Genomic DNA, 17582 nt, shown 5'->3' with positions numbered 1-17582 from the left:
ATATGGCTACGGGTACGATCGCGGTCGACATAGAGCGCCTCCTCGCTCCCATCTCGCAGGCCACGCCCGCCGGTGCCCCGCTCCGCTACGAGGGCACCTACGATCGAGTCCGCGAGGCCCGGCGCGAGGACGATCCCACGCTCCCCCAAGGCGTGTGGGTGACGCGCCTCAAGGCGGCGGACTGGAAGCTCGTGGCCGAGCTCTGCTCCGAGGCGCTGGAGCGCCGCTCGAAGGACCTGCAGATCGGCGTCTGGCTCGTCGAGGCATGGGCGCAGCTCGGCGGACTCGGCGCGATGGCGCCGGGGCTCCGGCTGATCGCGGGGCTCTGCGACCGTTACTGGGACGTGATGTTCCCCGCGCTCGACGACGACGGCATGGAGGCACGAGGTAACCTCATCGGCTGGCTGGACGAGGTGCTCGCGCGGAAGCTCCGGATGCTGCCTCTGGTCGAAGGCAGCGAGGACCGGCCCCCCTGTACGCTCGCCGACTGGGAGAGCGGCCGGACCGACGGCAGCACAGGCGAAAACGCGCGCTCGCCCGAAGCCCTCGCAGCTCGCCTCTCTCTGGTCGAACGGTCGTGGTGGACGGCACTGCACGGCGACGCGCGCGTCGCGCTATCGGCGGCCGAGATGCTGGAGCGAAGCCTCGCAGCGAGGATGGACCGCCCCCCACTCCTCCATCGGACCCGCAGCGCGCTGCGCCTGCTCGGCTCCGCCACGGCGTCCGCCCTCGGCGAGCCCGGAGGCGATACGCCCGCGCCCGGCGCTGGAGGCCCCCCGGCGCAGACCGCGCTGGACGCCGCTCCCGCGCGAGGTCCCGGAGCGGCGATCAACAGCCGGGTAGAGGCATACCGCCAGCTCAACGAGGCAGCCGATTACCTGCTTCGCACAGAGCCCCACAGCCCAGTTCCCTACCTTGTGAAGCGCGCCATCTCCTGGGGCAACATGTCGCTCGCGGAGCTGCTCGGCGAGTTCGTGTCGAGCGCAGACGACCTGGTAGCGATCTACCGGCTGCTAGGTATGCGCGGCCGGGAGGAAGGCGACTCTGGATGATTTCATGAACTCACCGGCGCCGATCCGATCCGTGGATCAGATCGGCCCGGACGCGCGAGGGTGGATTGGTCTCAGGGAGAGCGTCAGCGCGAGATGCACGCTCGACCGAGGCCGCGGGAGAAAGGAACGACCATGACCGAGAGCAAGCAACAGTGGCTGAGCAAAAATCGTCCGCCGCGGGTGCAGATCACCTATGACGTCGAGACAGGGGGCGCGACTGAGAAAAGAGAGATTCCGTTCGTCGTCGGGATCATGACCGACCTATCAGGCACCTCCGAGGCGCCGCGGCCGAAGCTCAAGGATCGCAAGTTTATAGAGATCGATCGCGGAAATTTCAACGAGGTTCTTGCAGCAATCAAGCCCGAGGTCACGTGCCTCGTCGACAACAAGCTCACGGACGAGGGCGGCAAGCTGAAGGTCAGCCTCTCCTTCAAGAGCATGGATGACTTCCGGCCCGAGCAAATCGTTGAACAGGTCGAGCCACTTCGAAAGCTGCTCCGAGCTCGAGAGCGACTGAACGACCTGCTCGCGAAGCTCGACGGTAACGACGACCTGAGCGGAATACTCAAGCAAGTTGTCGAGGACACCACCAAGCTCCAGGCGCTCAAGCAGGAGCTCGAGAAGAACCAGGGCGGCTGAGCCAAAGGCTTCAGACGGGAAGGGGATATAGTCATGGCAGATGTTAACACGAAACCGGTCAGCTCGGCGAGGACAGCCCCCGCCGCAGAGATGAGCCTGATTGACCAGATCCTCGCTCAGGGGATGATCCGCGGCGGGGCGGAGCCGCAGCGACAGCACGCACGCGACCTCATCGACGAGTTCGTGAGCCAGGTCCTCGATGAGAAGATACAGCTCGGCACCGACACGGTGGCGGCCATTGAGGCGCGCATCGCCGAGATCGACGCACGGATCAGCTCACAGCTTGACGCCATCTTGCACCACGAGGAGTTCCAGCGAGTCGAGGCGCGCTGGCGGGGGCTGAACTACCTCGTGACGAACACCGAGACGTCGACGCGGCTGAAGCTCCGTGTCCTCAACGTGAAGAAGGACGAGCTGCGCAAGGATTTCGAGGGGGTCGCCGACTTCGACCGAAGCGCCATGTTCAAGAAGGTGTATGAGGAAGAGTACGGGACCTTCGGCGGTGCGCCATACGGGCTGCTCGTCGGGGATTACGAGTTCGACGGTACGAAGCCCGACGTCTATCTCATAACCGAGCTCTCCAAGGTGGCGGCTGCAGCGCACGCGCCGTTCATCGCGGCGGCATCGCCCGAGCTCTTCGATCTGCCGAGCTTTACGCAGATCGCTGCGCCAGGCGACCTCGCCAAAGTGTTCGAGAGCACCCAGCTCATGAAGTGGCGCGAGTTCCGAGAGACGGAGGACTCCCGCTACGTCGGCCTGGTGCTCCCCCACGTCCTCATGCGCCTGCCATATGGGCCCAAAGGAGAACCGGTCGAGGGCTTCAACTACGAGGAACAGGTGGGCGACGGCGACAGCAACTTCCTCTGGGGGAACGCCGCCTACGCTCTCGCCCAGCGAATCACGAACGCCTTCGCGCTCTATGGCTGGTGCGCCGCCATCCGCGGCGTCGAGGGCGGCGGTCTCGTCGAGAGCCTGCCCTTGCACACGTTCAAGACGAGCGAAGGCGATGTGGTCACAAAGATCCCGACCGAGGTCGCCATTACCGATCGGCGTGAGAATGAACTGTCAGAGCTCGGCTTCATCGGGCTCTGCTCCAAGAAGGGCAGCGCGCAGGCAGCCTTCTTCGGCGTCAGCACCACGAACAAGCCGAAGACGTACAGCCTGCCGCAGGCGAACGCAAATGCCCGTCTGAGCGCACAGCTCCCCTATGTTCTCGCCGCGTCTCGGTTCGCGCACTACATCAAGGTGCTCATGCGCGACAAGATCGGAAGTTTTTCTTCTCGAGAAAACATCGCACACTACCTCAACAACTGGATAGCCGACTACGTACTTCTTAACGACAGCGCCGGCCAGGAGACCAAAGCGCGGCTGCCGCTGCGCGAGGCGCGGATCGACGTCATGGACGTCCCCGGCAAGCCTGGTGCGTACCGAGCAGTGGTCTTTCTCAAGCCGCATTTTCAGCTAAACGAGCTCACGGTCTCGATGCGGCTGGTGGCGGAGCTGCCGCCGCCAGTCGCTTGATCTGAAGCGGCGCGTGCCGCCGGCCGACCGCCGCGTCTGGGAAGAGGCGCGGCCGCGCATAGGTAACCCCATCGTGTGATAGTGACGGAGGAGAAAGGAACATGCAAAACCTCTTCATGGAGTTCGACGGCGTCAAAGGCGAGAGCACATCGGACCAGGGTAAAGACCTGATCGAGCTCCTATCCTTCAATCACGGCGTGTCTATGCCGCTGACAGCTGGGCCATCGAACATGAGCCGCGCGAGCGGCCGATGCGTCCACAACGATTTCTCGGTCGCCAAGTACCTCGACATAGCTTCACCGACACTGAATCTCAGGTGCTGCGGCGGCGAGGACATCAAATCGATAAAGGTGCATCTATGGAAGGCTGATGCCTCCGGCAAGCCGCACAAGTACATGACGTATACCTTCGAGAGCTGCATCCTCACCTCCGTCTCAGTAACCGGCGGTTCGGATCAGCCGATCGAGAATATCACCTTCAACTACAAGAAGGTGACCTGGGACTATTCCCAGCAAAAACAGGACGCCCCGGGCGGCGCAAAAGGCAAGAGCTCGGCGAGCTTCAGCCTCGAAGAGAACAAGGGCAAGTGATCGCACAGGGCCGACGGCACGCCGCGGCATCGGCCTTATCGGCAAGGGCGCGTGATGGACGATAATTGGGGAGCGGCGGAAGCGGGGCGCGTGCCGCTCTTCGACCGCCTCGTCGACGAGGACCTGTCGCAGCGGATCGAGGCACGGCCGAAGCGCAGCCATAACCTCGACGGGCTGCGCGCGTCGGTGCGCCGCGATCTCGAGAGGCTCCTCAGCACACGCTGCCCTGTGCCAGGGGACGTGGCCCTCTCTCGTCAGCGCACGGTCATCGACTACGGCCTGCCGGACCTCGAGCTCGGCGGCCGTAGCCATGTCAAGGAGGAGCGGCTCCGCGTCGCGCGGACCGTACGGCAAGCAATCGAGGCCTACGAGCCGCGCCTCACCCGGGTCGAGGTGGAGCTGCTCGACCCCGAAGGCGGCACGCGCTACCGCGTCGCGATCCGTGCGATGCTGGTCACCGAGCAGGTCCGCGAGCCGCTCAGCTTCACCATGCCACTGCCGGAGACCGGATGACGACGAGCGACCACGACGCCGAGCTGCTTGACCTCTACACCCGTGAGCTCGCGTATCTACGGGAGCGCGGCGCTGAGTTCGCGGCGGCGTACCCCAAGATCGCCGCGCGCCTCGGCCTCGAAGGCCGTCACGCGTCGGATCCACACGTCGAGCGCCTCCTCGAGGCGTTCGCGTTTCTGACCGCACGCCTCCAGCGCCGGCTCGACAGCGATCTTCCCGAGCTGACCACCGCACTGCTCGGCGTCCTCTACCCTCCGCTGCTCTCTCCCGTGCCGTCGATGGCGGTCGCGTCGTTCGATGTGAACTCGAAGGATAGCAAGCTGACCTCGGGCCACGTGATCGAGCGTCACACGCCGCTCTTTGCGGAGGCGCGCGGAGGCCCGACCTGCCGGTTCCGAACCTGCGCCCCGGTCACGTTATGGCCGATCGAGGTTGAGAGCGCCGACTTCGTCGCGCCGGAAGCGCTGGATCTACCGCCGGGCACCAGCGGGGCGATGGCCGCGGTCCGCATCCGCTTGCGGAGCGGCGGCCCTCCGCTGGGCGCGCTCGGCATCCAGCGGCTGCGCTTCTTCTTGGGTGGTGGAGCCCTGAACGGCTACCGCCTGTACGAGCTGCTCTTCGGCAGCACACTGCGAGTCCTCTGCGCCGGGACAGGCAGCGGCCGCGATCTCGCCGTGGCGCGCATTTCTCCTGTCGGCTTCGGGGCCGATGAGGAAGCGCTTCCCTACCCCGTGCACGCGTCCCCAGGACATCGACTGATTCAAGAGTACTTCGCTTTTCCAGAGAAGTTTCTGTTCTTCGATGTAGAGTTCACGCGTTTTCCCGAGGGCACGGCGTGCGACCTGCTGTTCCTGCTGGACCAGCGACCGCCGACGAGCCTCGTGCTGCGGTCTGACACGTTTCGGCTCGGTTGCACGCCGATAATCAACCTGTTTCCGCGCACGACCGACCCGATCCGGGTTGATCACAGATTTCCGGAGTATCGCCTCGTCGCGGATGCGCGCCGCGAGCGCACGACCGAGATCCACTCGATTCACAAGGTCGCGGCCACGGCGCCAGGTGAGGCGGAGCAGGTGGAGTACGAACCGTTCTTCTCGTTCACGCACCACGCCGAGGGAACTGGCCCGCAGGCGTTCTGGCACGCCCGTCGGGTCCCGACGTCGCGTGACGACGTGCCCGGCACGGACGTGATGCTCTCATTCGTCGACCTCAATTTCTCCCCTCGGAGGCCTCCATCGCGGGTGGTATACGCCTCCGTACTGTGCACCAACCGCGACCTCCCTGAGGAGATGTCCGCCGGCGTGTCGCTCTCCCGGGAGCGCGGCGCCGCCATGGGCCGCATCACCTGCCTCACCAAGCCGACCCCGCAGCGCGGTGCTCCGCTCGGAGGACAGGCGCTCTGGCGTCTCGTCTCGAACCTGTCGCTCAACCACTTGTCCATCTCGGGGCCGGGCGGCGCGGACGCGCTGAAGGAGATGCTGCGCGTTTATCTCTTCGCGTCGGCTCCAGAGGCGGAGCGCCAGATTCAGGGCATCGCGGGCGTGTCGGCACGTACCGTGACGCGCCGGCTGGGCGTGGACGCATGGCGCGGCTTCTGTCGTGGCACCGAGGTGACGCTGACTCTCGACGAGGAGCAGTTCGTCGGCTCAAGCCCGCTGCTGTTCGCGGAGGTTTTGAGCCGGTATCTCTCGTTGCACGCGCATGTCAACTCTTTCACCGAGCTCGTGCTGAGGAGCACGGGGCGCGCGGAGGTATGGAAGCGATGGCGACCGATGACAGGCGCGAAGACGCTCCTCTAGACGACTGGGACTGGATCTTCGCCGACGCCCGGCGCTTCGACTTCTTCCAGGCGGTGGCGCTGCTGGAGGGTCTGTCGGAGGGCTGCCGGAGCGTGGGCGAGAGCGCGGAGCCTGCAGCGGAGGCGGTACGGTTTCGCGGGGCGATCGACCTCGCGTTCCCCGAGACGGACGTGGCCGGGATCGAGCGCCGGGCGCACGACGGGGAGCCCGCAGTGATGACGGTAAACTTCATGAGCCTCGCGGGCGCGCTCGGGCCGCTGCCGCCTCCGTTCGCGGAGCTGGTGTACCAGCGGGCCGCGCGTCGCGACTACGCGCTCCGCGATTTCCTTGACATCTTCAACCACCGCCTGCTCTCGCTGGTCTACCGTATCCGCAAGCGGCATCGAATCGGGCTGGGCGTGGCGTCTCCGGAGCAGGACGACGCGGCGCGGTACCTGTATGCGTTGATCGGCCTCGGGCTGCCGTCGCTTCGCGGAAGGCTGGCGGTGAGCGACCGCGCACTGCTGGAGCCCGCGGCGCTGGCAGCGCGAGAAGTGCGGCCGATGGCGGGCCTCACGGCGCTGCTGCAGCACCACCTCGGCGTGCCCGTCGAGGGGGTGCCGCTCACGGGGGCATACCACCCGATCGAGGAGAGCGACCGGACGGCGATCGGGCCGTCGGGGCGCAACCGAGGGCTCGGGCGAGGGGCGGGGCTCGGGCGGCGGGCGTGGGACCAGGAGGGGGGGTTCGAGCTCGTGGTGGGACCGCTGTCGCTCGCGGACTACCTGCGCTGTTTGCCCGGCGGAGACCTGCTCGGGCCCCTGTGCGCTCTGGCGCGGCTCTATGCGGGCGAGGCGCTGAGTTTCACCGTGCTTCTGCGGCTCCGGGCCGAGGAGGCGCCGGCGGCGCGCCTCGGGCAGCGGCGCGGGGCGCGGCTCGGTGTGACGGCGTGCCTCGGCGGCGGCGCGCGGCGGCGAGGGCCGATCGAGAAGCGGCTGCGAGGGGCGGCGCTCCAGGGCACGAGCGGCGTCGACGTGGGGGCAGTGCCCGCGAAGCGGTCCGGTTGAGCGGCCCGCCCGCTGTGCGCTCCGATTCTCCGGGAGGGACGCCGAACACCGATGCTCCAGCTCCGAAACCAGACCCCTTTCAAGGCCAGCATCGCCGTCTTCCAGGACGCGCACGGGGTGGACACGTTGTATGTCGCGATCCGCGCAACCTTCACCTTCCGAGGCGGCGCGCTGCGCGTCGCCGATGCGCAGGAGCCGCTGAAGCTCGCGGACGAGTACTGGGGCGAGCCGGGACAGACCAGCCTGAAGCACGCCGCCGATATGCACCTCGGCAAACCTGCGACCGACGTCGTGCTGGTCGGTGAGGCTGTCGCGCCGCGCGGGCGTGCGGTGCCTTCGCTCGATGTCTCGCTCGCGGTCGGCCCCGTCGCCAAGGTGGTCCGCGTTTTCGGTGATCGCGAGTGGCGCGGTCTGCTGGATCTCCGCATCTCTCCACCGATCCCGTTCGAGCGCATGCCGCTCGTCTACGAGCGCGCCTTCGGCGGCGTGCTGAAGCACGATCCCGAAAAGGGCCCTCTGGAGATCGATCAGCGCAACCCCGTGGGCGTCGGCTTCGGCCTGCGGAGCGCCCCGGTGGAGAAGGCGGTGCGGCGGCTGCCCAACCTCGAGGACCCGGCGCACCTCATCTCCGGCGTGCGCAATCGTCCGCCGCCCGCGGGCTTCGGCTTCATCGCCCCCTCCTGGGAGCCGCGCCGACGTTACGCGGGGACGTACGACGACGCCTGGCAGGAGAGGCGCGCGCCGTACCTTCCCGCGGACTTCGACGCGCGCTTCTTCAACGCGGCCTCGCCGGGCCTCATCTGCTCGAGCCACCTGCGCGGCGGCGAGCCGGTGAAAGTGCAGAACGCCGGGCCGGATCCGTGGGATACGCGGCTGCCGCTCTGTGAGCTCGACGTGAAGGTCGCGATCGAGCGCGACATCGAGCGGCCGCCGATGCGGCTCCAGACAGTGGCGCTCGAGCCCGGCGCGGGGCGGCTCGGGCTTGTGTGGCTGGGCGCGGTCGGCTGCGACAAGAGGGCGCTCAAGGTGAGGCTCGTGGACATCGACATAACGCGCCTCGAGCTGAGCGGGCAGAGATCGTGATGACGACGCGTTGCGCGGACATCCTGCGGGTAGGGATCGTAAGTTCCGTCGGGCTGAGCGTTGAGGTGACGGGCGCGGCGATCCGGGCGGGGATCAACCGGTTCCAGGAGAGCTCGGTCCTGGACCGCCGCTTCAATCCGCTAGTGATGGCGCTCGTGGCGACGCCGGATCTGCCGTCGCTCACGCCTGCGGTTCAGGGCATCGCCGGGCTGACGGCGCGGCAGATCCGGATGCTGCGGCTCGCTGGATCCCCGCTCCGGGCGTGCCTCGAGGGCGCGCCGCCCGGGCCGACCGCGGTGCTGCTCGCGGGGCCCGAGGCGTTCCCGAAGGGTCGCCCTGCGCCTGTCGGGCCGACTTTCCTGGAGCAGCTCGCGGCGCAGGCGGACATCGCGATCGATCTGGCCCGCAGCCGGGTATTCCCCGCCGGCCGCGCGGGCGTCTTCCCGGCGCTCGCCGCGGCGCTGGAGGGGCTTTCTACGCGCCGGTATGATCGCGTCGTGGTGGGCGGCGTGGACACGCTCCTCGATCTCTACCTGCTCGGGACGCTGGACCTCGAGGAGCGGCTGCGCGCGGCCGGGGTCTTCGACGGCTTCATTCCTGGAGAAGGTGCGGCGTTCCTGTTGCTGGCACGTCCGGGCGCTGGGCTCGGGGGCGCGCCGCTGTCGCGGGTCGTCTCGGTGGGCACGGCGGAGGAGCAGGGGCACCGCTACAATGAGGCGGCGCCGTACCGCGGGGATGGACTCGACGCGGCGATAAAAGCCGCGTTCGCGGCCGCACCGGGGGCCCCGGTGCAGACGGTTTACGCCGGGTTCAACGGCGAGAGCTTCTTTGCCAAGGAGTGGGGTGTGGCGATGGCGCGGCACATGAAGAAGATCGCCGAGGATTTCGTGATTGAGCACCCGGCGGACTGCGTGGGCGACGCGGGCGCGGCGCTCGGAGCCATGCTGGTCGGCTTGGCAGCGATGTCGCTCTCGGAGGGCCACCGGCAGCCTCGCTGCCTGGTGTGGGCGCCGTCGGATCTGGCGGCGCGCGGGGCGGCGATCCTAGACAAGGGCTGAGTCAGTAGCAGGAGGAGCGAGCGATGGGAACGACGGTGTTCGCGAACATGCGCGGCGTGGTGCACAAGCAGAGCGGCGGCATGAGCATGGTGTTCCCCGACGTCTGCAAGACGCCCACGCCGGGAGGGCCGGTCCCGATCCCGTACCCGAACATCGGGCAGGCGTCGGACACCTCGGACGGGCCGAAGAAGGTCACGTGCGACGGGAAGATGCCGATGGTGAAGGGCGCCAAGTACGCGAAGTCGAGCGGCGACGAGGCGGGGACAGCGGGGGGCGTGGTGAGCGGGTTGAACCGGGGGGAATGCGAGTTCATGATGTACTCGTTCGACGTAAAATTCGAGGGGAAGAACGTGTGCCGGCTAGGAGATCCGCTGTTCCACAACAAGAAGAACATCATGGGGTGACGTGCCCGCGCGCTTCCACCCGCCGCGATCATCGAGGTGATACATGGAGATCGGTGAGACGGTCACAGGCGTTCAGGCCATGATCGAGCGGAAACAGTGCGTTATTTGCGACAAACAGCACGAGGCCCCCAAAGACGAGCCTGTCGAGCCGACGGTAGGCAAGAGCGGATGGGAGCGTGACAAGAGCATGTCAGGCGTCTTTGACGGCGCCAATGCCGAGCGATGCAAGATCTACAAGGACAACACGTACCCGCCCCAATACACCTCGGAAGGTCACCATAGCCTCGCCTACTCGAGCTTTGTGAAGAATGGCAAGGACGAGCTTCAGCGGTTGAACCACTTCCTCAACAGCGCAGGGTTTCGACCCAACGATAGCCCGAACATCATCCAGCTCCCCGGGCGGGGTGGCGATCCTGGAGCGCCAGCAGCGCTCGAGAAGAGCTTCCAGGCGTTCTGGGTCTCCGTAGAGTCAGGAAAGCCGCTTCAGCTGCACGTCGGGCGTCATAAAACCAGCTACTTCGCCAAGTCGGAGATTCTGGTCCGCAGGATTGCAGAGCTCATATCAAGCCCGACGCGGTGCGAGCAGTCGGATCTGAATAGCCTCAAGGAGAAGCTGAAGTGGTATGCCGATCGGGCTGTCAACCATGCATTCACATGCGTCGCAACGGCTACAGGAGGTTGGGTATGCCACCCAGAAAAGCTGCTGGAAGCCCAGGGTGCCTATAGAGATCACAGCGGCCAGTTCTCGCCATCAGCGTGGCCGGAAATCCGGCTGAACACTGTACCCTTCCGCTGAGCTCGCCGAGGGCTGGACATGTACTATATCATGGAGATGAATCTCGAGCTCGCCGTGATGGCCTCGTTCGAGGAGGCACGCCCCGGGCATGATCTCAAGTGGATGCACGGCCAGCGCTTCGCCTTTGACGTGACCCCGGCCGGGTTGAAGATCATCCTCGAAGAGCCGTTTGACGAGCACATGACCGACGGAGAGGAGAGCGAGGGCGTGCAGCCAGAGACGCTCCCGGATTTCTTCGAGCTCATGCGGGTCCCCATCGGCTCCGGCCGCCTGCGCAACGCGCTGCTGGGCGCAGGGGTGGACAACGTCGAGTACTACCCCGCGCTCCTCGTCGAGTCCTCCGGCCGGACAATGGAAGGCCTCCAAGCGATGAACGTTGTGGGGCTCGTCGATGCCATCGACCGGGGCGCGTCTGCTCTCGTTTCGGACGACGATCAGATCGTGCGCATCGACGCCCTCACGTTGAACGAGCGCGCCATCGGCGATCTGAAGATCTTCCGGCTCCTGGGGTACCGGGATATCCTCGTCGTCCACCCTGCGGTCGCCGACGCCGTTCGCTCCCTCGCCGGCGTACGGCTGTCCCCAGCGCAAGGCTGGAGTGATGAGCACCGGTTTTGACCTCAGGGCAAGGGCCTCATGCGATGCGCCCGGCCGACCCCCGCGAGGTGCCGCGAGCGCGGTATGCCCGCGCTCCCCGGCTACAAGGCTTAGATGCAATGGTTGCAGCGGGCGACTCGACTGCCGAGTCGGCTCGTCTAAGCTAAGTGTTGGGTATGCCAAGCTCCGTCCGCTGCCGCCCCCCCCGCGCGCGCACCTCGAACACCCCCAGTCGCGGCCTCAAGAAACATCGCTCGATCGCCGCCGCCGCCCTCACCGGCTGTCTCCCGCGCCGCAGCACCTCGTTGAGCCCCTCGAGGCCGACCTCCCTCCCCGCCAGGTACCGCCTCCCTGCCGCGAAGTCGCCCTGCTGCCGCACCCACCACCGACCCACCGCCGCCGCATCGGGCCACGGCAGCCCGTCGTCTGGATCAGGGCCCACGTCCTCGTCCTCCGCGTCGTCGCTCGGCCCCGTCTCTTCCAGGGGCACCCCCTCGAGCTCCTCCTTGGCGAGATCGACCCCGGTGATCGACGCCAGCGCCCGGCCGGCCAGGCGCGCCAGCCCGGGCGCGCTCATCCGCTCGATCAGCCACGGCACGAGCGCCGGATCCCCGAGCGCCCCCACCCCTACAGTCACCACCCGCAGCGCGCCTGGCGACCCCTCCAGCCGCTCCAGCCACCGCGCCCCTGCGCGTGGGCCAAGCCGCCGCAGGGCCACCCCCGCTGCGTGCTCGGCGAACGCGCCGCTACCGGAGGCGATCTCGAGCAGCACATCCACCCCACGCGCCTCCCCGAGCAGCGCCGCCGACCACGCCGCCCAGAACCGCACCGCGGCGTCCTCCGCTCCGAGCGCCGGCCGCGTTTGCTCGAGCCCCTCTACAAACCCGAGCTCCCCGAGCGCCTTGAGCGCGCGCGCCCGCAGCCGCACCTCCCCGGCCGAGAGTGCTTCCCGGAGCGCCGGCCCCGGATCCCGCCGCTGCGCCGCGCTCGCCGCGATCCCCACCGCCCTGAGCACCGGAGGCGCCCTCGCGTCGAGCAACGCCGGCAGCACGTCCTTCACCACGAGCCCCGGCGCGGCCCACCCGATCGCGGACACCACGCCCCGCGCAATCGCCGGCTCCTCCGCGCCGCGAGCGATCCACCGCGCAATGTCTCCCTGATCCCGCCGCACGAGCGCGAGCGAGAGCGCTGCGAACACCTCGCCCGCCCCCCCTTCCGCGGCCGCGGCCGCGGACATCTGCAGCGCCCCCGCCCCGCCGCGCCGCAGCAGCTCGAGCTGCGCCGCGAGCCGCTCGTCGAGCTCCGCCAAGCCCATCAGATCGTATCGCGGGTCGCGCGCCGCGCCGTCGCGCTGGCACCACAGGAATCCTGCGTTGTCCACCGCCTGCACGAACACCTCCGCCTCCGTGATCGACAACGGCCCTCCTCCCTCGAAGACCTCCGCGGTGCGGACGTCAGTTGTTCTTCACCTCGCTGCCCTTGACCGTGACCTTCCCTCCGCCCTTGAGTGTGAGGTCTGAGCCGGACTCCCCCGTCAGCGACTGCCCCGCCTTGAGCTTCATCGACTGCTCGCTCTTGAAGGTCACCGTCTTCGCCTCGATGACGAGGTTCCCCTTCACCTTGAGGACGTAGTTCCCCTTCACCTCGTGCGAGAAATCGCTCTTGTTCACGTGGGTTTCGCTCCCCTCGACGACGAGGTCGCGCTTCCCCTTGACGGCATGGGACTCGTTGCCTTGGGAGACTTCAATCGCCAGGTTTCCCTTCGACACCGTCAGGGCGTCGTTCCCCTCTTCGATCGTGACCACGCGGTTCTTCGTCACGCTGACCGTCTGGTCGTTATCGACGCTCAGGTCGTGATCGTTGCCGACGGTGATCGACTGGTCGTGTTGGACGCGGATGGTCCAGTCGTTCTCCACCTCCACGACCATGTCCTTCTGAGCGTGCATGTAGAGCTCTTCGCTGTCCTTCCTGTCCTCGAAGCGGAGCTCGTTGCCCGCGGCTCCCTCCTTCGAGGAGCGGGACAGGAGGGTGCTCTTCGTCTGCTCGCCAGGAAGCGCGTAAGGGACCACCTGCTCCGCGTTGTACACCGCCCCAGTGCAGAGCGGGCGGTCAGGATCGCCCCCGAGGAAGCTCACGACGACCTCCTGGCCGATGCGCGGCAGAAACCAGCTCCCCCAACCTCTTCCCGCCCAGCCCTGGGCGACGCGGATCCAGCAGGAACTGTTCTCATCGTTCTTGCCATACCGATCCCAGTGGAACTGCACCTTGATGCGCCCGAACTCGTCGGTCCAAATCTCCTCGCCGCTCTTGCCGACAACGATAGCCGTCTGCGCTCCTGGAATGACAGGTCTCTGTGTGACCCGTGGGGGCCGGAAAGGGGTGCCCTTGGGGACGGCCGCGAAGGAGTTCTGGTACTCGTCATTGCTGGCGCGATGTGTGACGGCCACGAGCATGTACTCGCCGTTCACGTCGTCGCGCTCGTGTTGGATCAGCTGGAAGGTGTGCCCGGCGGTTAAGGAGCGGCACAAGGTGTTACCAGAGATGCGGCGGACTGCGGCCTCCTCCGCCTCCATCCGACGCGTCGCGAGCGCGTCGCCAGCGCTCTTGTCAACATAGCCACCTGGATACTCGAAGATCGCGAGCTTCGGATCATTGCCGCTGGCCTCGCTCAGCAGCGACGTTCTGGGCGCCTTGAAGTCATAATCGGTAATGGCATACGATCCAGGCACGACCTCCTCGATGAGCTCGCACGCCGTCATCGCGTCCTCGCCGCGCGTGGAGCTCTCGACGGCGCCCACGTAGCGCACGGGGCCGAGCTCGGGACAAGGGGAATTTCCCGCGCTATCGTCTGCTAGGACGAGCGTGTGCTTTCCGTTCTCGTGGCGGAAGTAATAATATATGCCCTCGTCCTCGAGCAGGCGTGAAACGAAGTCGAATGCGGTCTCCTGATATTGGACGCAGTACTCTCGCGGATCGTACGTGCCCGTCAGCTCGTCCGTGTAATCAGGGAAGCCGAAATCGTCAAATACCTGCTTCACGATCTCGGGGACCGACTTGCCTTGAAATATGCGGGAATCTTTGGTCTTGGTAAGAAACCAAAGCCAAGGACGGAGCTCGGCGCGGTAGGCGGTCCGTGGCTCGCTGCCGCCCACGTGAGCGCGGCTGGCCTGTCGAAAGCGGCTGATAATGCCGTGGACGTAACGCGCGCCGCCGCTGGAGAGGCGTATGACCGCGGTGACGCCCTGGCTGATGATGGAGGAGAAGTCGATCGCGCGCTCCTCCGACACGAGATCGAGCTCGAACCAGAAGAGACTCGAGATGCGCTCCTCGCCGCGAAAACCCGCGAGGGCGATCGCATCGGGGCCGAGAGGGCTATGGATCGCGAGGATCGTCGTCGCCTGGTCGTAGGGCATGGCGCGCTCTGGCCTTTCGCTCCGCGAGCCTACCACAGAGCGCGGCGAGGCCGCAGCACCGAGGCGCATCCTGCTCAGAGTTGGCGCGCGCCGCGCGGTGTGCGACAAGGGTCTCGCTGTCCTCGCGTGCGCTGGTGCATCGTGAATCCCTACGACGACGTTACCTACGACGACCTCCCCGTCCCCGAGACGCACCCGGGGCACCTCGGCGCAATCGCCGCACTGTTCGGCCTTCGGCCCGCGCCGCCCGAACGCTGCCGGCTGCTCGAGCTTGGCTGCGGCCGCGGCGCCAACCTGATCGGCATGGCTGCGGCGCTGCCGGGCAGCGCGTTCATCGGCGTGGACGCATCCGCGCACCAGCTCGCGCGAGGGCGCGCCGACGCAGAGGCGCTCAGGCTGCAAAACATCAACCTTCACACGATGGACATCTTCGATGTCGACGAGCGGCTCGGCGCATTCGATTACATCGTCTGCCACGGCGTCTACTCCTGGGTAGCGCCGGCGCTACAGGAGAAGATCCTGTGGATCTGCCGGGCGCTGCTTGCACGCGAGGGGCTCGCGTACATCAGCTACAACACCCTGCCCGGCTGGCACCTCCGAGGCATGCTGCGCGACGTGCTGTTGCGAGAGGTGCCGGCGACCGCTACACGCACGGCGCGCATCTCAGCAGCGCGGGACATGCTCGCGCTGCTCGCGCGCGCGTCAGGGCGAGACGGGGCGCATGCGCTCCTGCGCGACGAGGTACAGCTACTCGAGCGGATGTCGGACGGGGACTTGTTCCACGAGCACTTGGCTGCTGAACACCGGGCGTTCTACTTTCGTGACTTTGCGCGGGCGGCATCGAAGGAGGGGCTCTCGTACGTAGCGGACGCACACCTGTGGACGATGATGCCCGACCGGCTCGGCGATGCAGTGGCGCAGGAGGTGGCGGAACGTTCGCGAGGACTTATCGATACGGAACAACTGCTCGACTACCTCGATCTGCGGTTCTTCCGACGTTCGCTGCTCTGCCATCGGGAGTTGCAGATCGAGCGCAAGCTGACATGGCGGCGGCTGGAGGGGCTGTGGCTTAGAGCAGCGTTGGCGCCGTCTGAGGGGCCGGACGGGCACCGCGAGCACGAGGCCTCGTTTGTGCTGTCGCGGGGCGCGGAGCTCACAACAACGAGCCCGCTGCTCAAGGCGGCGCTCGTGCGGCTTGGGGAGAGTTATCCGGCGGGCGTGGGGTTCGAGGCACTATGTCATGAGGTCCGGGGTCTCACAGGCGCGGACGACGAGGAACTCGAGGTGCTGGGCAAGAACTTGCTCGGGCTGGTAGCGCGGGGCGCGGTGGAGCTCGACGCATGGGCGCGGCCGTGCGCGGCGGCTGTGGCGCCACGACCCACCACGACGGCGCTCGCACGGCTCGAGGCCGCGCAGGGGCGCGCAGGGTGCACGACGCTGCTCCATGAGCGGGTCGCGGTGGACGCGTTCGACAGAGCGCTGCTCGTGCGGATGGATGGGTCGCGGAGCTGGGAAGTGTTGGCCGCTGGGACGGCGGAAGAGATCGCAGCGGGGCGGCTGACCGTGGAAGTGGATGGGAAGCCCAGGCAGGAGCCGGCTGTGCTCCAGGAGATCACGGAGCAGAAGCTCACGCGGCTGGCGCGCCGCGGGCTTCTGCTGACGGGCTGATGCCGGCGGTGGGGTGGGCATGATGGGGCTCGTAGCGCTGCTCGTCGCGGCGGTGGTCGTGGGGATTTTTGCGGAACGGGCACGACGGCAGCTGCGGAGAGAGCTGGAGGGAGCGCGGCGTGCGCTCGCCGCGGGCGAGGCGGCGCTGGGCAGCGCCACGAGCCTCCGCGAGGCGGCGGAGATCGACGCGACGCTGGCACGCGAAGGCGCAGGTGCTCGAGCTCGCAAAGCGGAGGCCGCGTGGTGCGAGGCTGAGGTCGCGCGCCAGGCACGAGACGCGGCGCTGCATGAGGCTGAGGCTGCACGCCAGGCATGGGACACGGCGCTGCACGAGGCTGAGGCCGAACGTACGGCGAGACACGTCGCACAGACAGAGTTGGTACTTATGCGGGCTGCCGCAGAAGAACAAAGGCGGACGGCTTTCGAGGAGGCGCGACAGGCGCACGCCGAGCGCGATTCATTCGCGCTTGAGGCGCATGTGTTGAGGGCGGAATTGTCCGCTGTTCGCGAGCAGTTCGGGGAGAGGCGCCGTAGGCGGATATGGCGGGGAAGATGGCTACGAAGAGGGTGGCAGCAAGGTCCCCCAAGGGTTGGGAGGTTACGGCGTGGTGGTGCCAGGCTTGCGGGCAGGGAGGCACGCGGCCGAATCGTTGCTGCAGATAGCTGGTGCTGCCGCTGAGCCCGACGAGGAGCGGCACCTGCCTGGAACTGGCAGTCGCATCGGCTGGTCTGAGGTTTCGACGTTTTACATTGGCAGCGCGCCGGCATACGCCGATCATGGTCGCCTTGACGGGGCGCAAGAGAGCAACGTCTGCACGATCGACAGGGGTGGAGGGACGCAGCCGTGACGAAAGAGGAGCATCCTGCTGGGACGAAATTTGCAGCGCTCCTCGAGACGCAGCCGATGAGGTCGCGGAAGTGACGGGCGTCGAGCAGGACGATGGGACCGATGCGGTGGAGCACGGGGCAAAGATGCTCCTCGAGTTCCTGCTCGAGGAACACTCCGCATCCGGACTCGAACAGCCGACGCTGCCGGAGCGCATCAACGGCGTCGTCATCGGCGCGCTCGCCGCGTTCGGAAAGGAGGGTGAAGCGCGAGTCGTACTCCCCGGCGAACCAGTCGGGGACGCAACCGCACGTGCCATGGAGGTGCTCTCCACGGAAGATGTGGGACGCGACGTGGCCCTCTTGTTCGAAGGCGGCGACCCGCGCAGGCCAGTGGCGATGGGGTTGGTTCACCATCCAGAGAGCACCGCTCAGCGCCTACCGGGCAATGTGGCCGCCTACGAAGAACGCAAGGGCAGGCTGATGAGTTTGCTATTGATGGTAGCCTCTATAGACTGTTCCCGGCCCCGAGAAAAGCTCGATAGCCTACTCGATGAAGGTTTGTATCGATGGTGAAC

16 protein-coding genes are annotated in these 17582 nt (G+C 67.0%); 14 read left to right on the top strand and 2 right to left on the bottom strand.

Going from position 1 to position 17582, the window contains the following annotated elements; genetic code table 11:
* Positions 1 to 2: 2 nt before the first annotated feature.
* From tssA to WME90_RS43010, 12 genes are all read left to right on the top strand, one after another.
* A complete protein-coding gene (gene tssA / locus WME90_RS43065; RefSeq protein WP_437277914.1) occupies positions 3 to 1052 on the top strand; it encodes a type VI secretion system protein TssA in 1050 nt (349 codons plus the stop codon).
* A gap of 132 nt (positions 1053 to 1184) precedes the next feature.
* A complete protein-coding gene (gene tssB / locus WME90_RS43060; protein ID WP_437277913.1) occupies positions 1185 to 1691 on the top strand; it encodes a type VI secretion system contractile sheath small subunit in 507 nt (168 codons plus the stop codon).
* Between the two features lie 33 nt (positions 1692 to 1724).
* A complete protein-coding gene (tssC, locus tag WME90_RS43055; protein WP_437277912.1) occupies positions 1725 to 3212 on the top strand; it encodes a type VI secretion system contractile sheath large subunit in 1488 nt (495 codons plus the stop codon).
* A 101-nt stretch (positions 3213 to 3313) separates the two neighbouring features.
* Entirely contained in the window at positions 3314 to 3802 is a 489-nt protein-coding gene (locus tag WME90_RS43050; protein ID WP_437277911.1) for an Hcp family type VI secretion system effector, read from the top strand.
* Between the two features lie 54 nt (positions 3803 to 3856).
* Entirely contained in the window at positions 3857 to 4315 is a 459-nt protein-coding gene (tssE, locus tag WME90_RS43045) for a type VI secretion system baseplate subunit TssE (protein ID WP_437283733.1), read from the top strand.
* The gene (gene tssF, locus WME90_RS43040; protein WP_437277910.1) at positions 4312 to 6114 is read left to right on the top strand and encodes a type VI secretion system baseplate subunit TssF; all 1803 of its coding nucleotides are present in this window, start codon (positions 4312 to 4314) and stop codon (positions 6112 to 6114) included. The genes tssE and tssF overlap by 4 nt, the downstream gene beginning before the upstream one ends.
* A complete protein-coding gene (gene tssG / locus WME90_RS43035) occupies positions 6078 to 7160 on the top strand; it encodes a type VI secretion system baseplate subunit TssG (RefSeq protein WP_437277909.1) in 1083 nt (360 codons plus the stop codon). The genes tssF and tssG overlap by 37 nt, the downstream gene beginning before the upstream one ends.
* 51 nt (positions 7161 to 7211) lie before the next feature.
* Entirely contained in the window at positions 7212 to 8243 is a 1032-nt protein-coding gene (locus WME90_RS43030) for a DUF2169 family type VI secretion system accessory protein (protein ID WP_437277908.1), read from the top strand.
* A complete protein-coding gene (locus tag WME90_RS43025; protein WP_437277907.1) occupies positions 8243 to 9301 on the top strand; it encodes a hypothetical protein in 1059 nt (352 codons plus the stop codon). Before WME90_RS43030 ends, WME90_RS43025 begins: the two co-directional genes overlap by 1 nt.
* A gap of 23 nt (positions 9302 to 9324) precedes the next feature.
* The gene (locus WME90_RS43020; RefSeq protein ID WP_437277906.1) at positions 9325 to 9705 is read left to right on the top strand and encodes a DUF4150 domain-containing protein; all 381 of its coding nucleotides are present in this window, start codon (positions 9325 to 9327) and stop codon (positions 9703 to 9705) included.
* Positions 9706 to 9748: 43 nt separating this feature from the next.
* The gene (locus tag WME90_RS43015) at positions 9749 to 10501 is read left to right on the top strand and encodes a hypothetical protein (protein ID WP_437277905.1); all 753 of its coding nucleotides are present in this window, start codon (positions 9749 to 9751) and stop codon (positions 10499 to 10501) included.
* 54 nt (positions 10502 to 10555) lie between these two features.
* Entirely contained in the window at positions 10556 to 11119 is a 564-nt protein-coding gene (locus WME90_RS43010) for a hypothetical protein (protein WP_437277904.1), read from the top strand.
* A gap of 142 nt (positions 11120 to 11261) precedes the next feature.
* On the opposite strand, the gene WME90_RS43005 is transcribed toward WME90_RS43010, so the two are convergent.
* The gene (locus WME90_RS43005; protein WP_437277903.1) at positions 11262 to 12515 is read right to left on the bottom strand and encodes a TIGR02270 family protein; all 1254 of its coding nucleotides are present in this window, start codon (positions 12513 to 12515) and stop codon (positions 11262 to 11264) included.
* Positions 12516 to 12552: 37 nt separating this feature from the next.
* Positions 12553 to 14511 (bottom strand): type VI secretion system Vgr family protein, encoded by a 1959-nt coding sequence (locus WME90_RS43000; protein WP_437277902.1) that lies wholly within the window; start codon positions 14509 to 14511, stop codon positions 12553 to 12555.
* 141 nt (positions 14512 to 14652) lie between these two features.
* Between WME90_RS43000 and WME90_RS42995 the strand changes: the two genes are divergently transcribed.
* The gene (locus WME90_RS42995; RefSeq protein WP_437277901.1) at positions 14653 to 16179 is read left to right on the top strand and encodes a methyltransferase regulatory domain-containing protein; all 1527 of its coding nucleotides are present in this window, start codon (positions 14653 to 14655) and stop codon (positions 16177 to 16179) included.
* A gap of 918 nt (positions 16180 to 17097) precedes the next feature.
* The gene (locus tag WME90_RS42990) at positions 17098 to 17580 is read left to right on the top strand and encodes a DUF6484 domain-containing protein (RefSeq protein WP_437277900.1); all 483 of its coding nucleotides are present in this window, start codon (positions 17098 to 17100) and stop codon (positions 17578 to 17580) included.
* The last annotated feature ends 2 nt before the right edge of the window (positions 17581 to 17582 follow it).

Origin of the sequence: Sorangium sp. So ce375, assembly GCF_051473855.1 — a bacterium.
Classification (GTDB): Bacteria; Myxococcota_A; Polyangia; order Polyangiales; family Polyangiaceae; genus Sorangium.
Note: the sequence above shows the minus strand (reverse complement) of the source record. Positions and strands in the feature narration are given on the sequence as shown.